The organism is Vibrio sp. 704, from assembly GCF_033339295.1.
In genome coordinates, this window is record NZ_JAWOUH010000064.1 from 1 (window position 1) to 1,500 (window position 1,500).

A 1,500-nucleotide genomic window follows, 5' to 3' on the forward strand; every position below is an offset into this window, starting at 1 on the left:
GTTGGAAAAGCAATACAGCAAGAGCAGTCGTTAGCACGACAAAATCGCAGAGGTCGAGGTTTCGGATTTAATCGTTAGTCCATTGGCTAAACGGATGAACTTTGCTAAGGTATTACCTAGTAATACCCTTTAAGTTTAGGACTTGTTATGGCTACTCCAACTTCTATAAAACTCGATGATACTTTGAAAAATCGAGTGCAAAATTTAGCAAACTCTCAACAGCGCACAGCTCATTGGATTATGAAAGAGGCGATCTCTCAGTATGTCGAACGAGAAGAAAAGAAAGAGGCATTTAGACAGGATGCCTTGAACGCTTGGGATGAGTATAAGATGACAGGTTCGCACTTAACGGCTAGCGAAGTTGAAAATTGGTTGGGTTCTTGGGGGAGTGAGGATGAGGTAGAAACGCCTAAATGTCACAAGTGACTTATACCCCGTCAGCCATTCGAGATTTAGACCGAATCAGAGAGTTTTTAAAGGCTAAAGATCCGAGGGCAGCAGCCAGAGCAGGTCTAAAAATTATCAGTAGCATGAGAGAGGTTGCTAAAGCTCCCTCAATTGGAAAACCGATCGAAAATATGCCCCAAGAATTTCGAGACTGGATTATTGAGTTTGGGAAATCTGGTTATGTGGCTAGATATCGTATTTCTGGAGATAAGATTGTGGTTCTTGCAGTTCGTCACCAGAAAGAGGTCGGATTTTAGCAAAGATGCCATCGACAAGATGAATACATAGGAAAAACGCCCTTAGAGGGCGTTTTTTGTTTCAATTGAACAGCGATCTTTTGCCCTGTAAATCGCTCTGAAACCGTCACAAACTTTCAAAGAGGTTTTTGGGGTATCTAGGGTGGTTTTCTCGCTAAAACAGCGTGTAGAGCGTTTTAGAGTGATGGAAGCATGGTTTTCGATGGCTAACTTACGCATTTACCATAATAGGAATAATGAACACCTAGTTTTTATAGGTTTGATACCATTTCTCTCTTAGGTGGATGTCTAGTTTTACTGGTGCAGTTCACTTGCTCGATGACCTGACCGCAGGTCGTCTAGATGGTAGTTATCAAAAGCAACTTCAATCGTTGGCTAAGAAAGCTCTACTGATCCTCGACGATTGGGGGATGGAGAAACTGACTCAAGAACATGCAGGTCACTTGTTAGAAGTGCTTGAAGACCGCTACCAAAACAGCAGCACAATCGTCATCAGTCAACTACCCGTAAAGGAGTGGTACAACATGATCGGCAACGCCACCGTCGCTGACGCTCTCATGGATCGTCTCGTTCACAATAGTCATCGAATAGAACTGGGAGGCGAGTCAATGAGAAAACTGGCGCAATCCGATCACTTAGAGTAAAAATAGGAAGAGAGAAAAACGGCAAGATCAGGTGATCGGAATAAACCGAAACGAGCGATCGCAATCACCGAAATACGCAGCAAGTGTAGTTCTGGTCTCAGAGTATGGGTTGGTTTTGATTTACCATACTTGGCACGTAAGTAAGCTAACAA

Annotated in this window: 3 protein-coding genes; all 3 read left to right on the plus strand. The window is 43.2% G+C overall.

The features are described 5' to 3' along the window. Positions 1 to 147 precede the first annotated feature (147 nt). The 3 genes from R7R24_RS24410 to R7R24_RS24420 all read left to right on the plus strand — a co-directional run bounded on the left by R7R24_RS24410 (position 148) and on the right by R7R24_RS24420 (position 1,348). A complete protein-coding gene (locus R7R24_RS24410; protein WP_169674678.1) occupies positions 148 to 426 on the plus strand; it encodes a CopG family ribbon-helix-helix protein in 279 nt (92 codons plus the stop codon). Further along, entirely contained in the window at positions 414 to 704 is a 291-nt protein-coding gene (locus tag R7R24_RS24415; protein ID WP_169618666.1) for a type II toxin-antitoxin system RelE/ParE family toxin, read from the plus strand. Before R7R24_RS24410 ends, R7R24_RS24415 begins: the two co-directional genes overlap by 13 nt. A gap of 284 nt (positions 705 to 988) precedes the next feature. Then, complete coding sequence (locus R7R24_RS24420) at positions 989 to 1,348, plus strand: ATP-binding protein (RefSeq protein ID WP_276453118.1); 360 nt, start codon at positions 989 to 991, stop codon at positions 1,346 to 1,348. Positions 1,349 to 1,500 lie beyond the last annotated feature (152 nt).